Raw genomic sequence first — 556 nt, 5'->3', positions numbered from 1 at the left:
CTATCGGCGAAGGTGAGTTGATGGCTCATGATGTCCCTCTGGGATGCGCTCCGGATGAATATGATGATCTCATATCAGGAACTTGTTCGCACCTTCCTTTGGCGAACGCCTGTTTAAGCTCTTCTACGGTGTTTTTCTGCATTGCTGCGTCAGTGAATGCTTTTAGAACCCGTTCAGGTGTAGGTGATGGTTTTGATTGCTTTGCTGCTGCGTTCTGCTGATGTTTATGCTCGTCGGTATCTGCATCTTTCGCATCATCAATGCCGAACAAACCATTGAGGCAATACTTGCGTGCATAAGAGCTTGTAGCCCCCGTAACTTGTGCAGAATCCATTCCTTTCTTGCTTTCTTCCTCTCGTGCAAGAGCGGTTGCCGTATGACTGTTTTCGCCATCGGTAATAGTTGCCGTGGCTTTCACGTAATACCGATCACCAATCAACACAACTTCATCGCTGATTGGGCTTTGTTGAATAAATCGAACTTTTAGCCGAAATTAGGATCAGATCACCACACTCCTGACCCTGTAGCGACATCCTGTGACAAAGCAAAAGTTCAA

General features: G+C 46.6%; 1 pseudogene. It reads right to left on the bottom strand.

Annotated elements, in window-relative coordinates:
* Positions 1 to 97: 97 nt before the first annotated feature.
* Positions 98 to 457 (bottom strand): annotated as a pseudogene (locus tag F9C28_RS20020) (ERF family protein); the annotation flags it as partial.
* Positions 458 to 556: the final 99 nt, after the last annotated feature.

The sequence above is a fragment of the Shimwellia pseudoproteus genome (assembly GCF_016415625.1).
Taxonomy (GTDB): domain Bacteria; phylum Pseudomonadota; class Gammaproteobacteria; order Enterobacterales; family Enterobacteriaceae; genus Shimwellia; species Shimwellia pseudoproteus.
The sequence above is the reverse complement of the archived record's forward strand: the minus strand, read 5'-3'. Positions and strand labels throughout refer to the sequence as shown.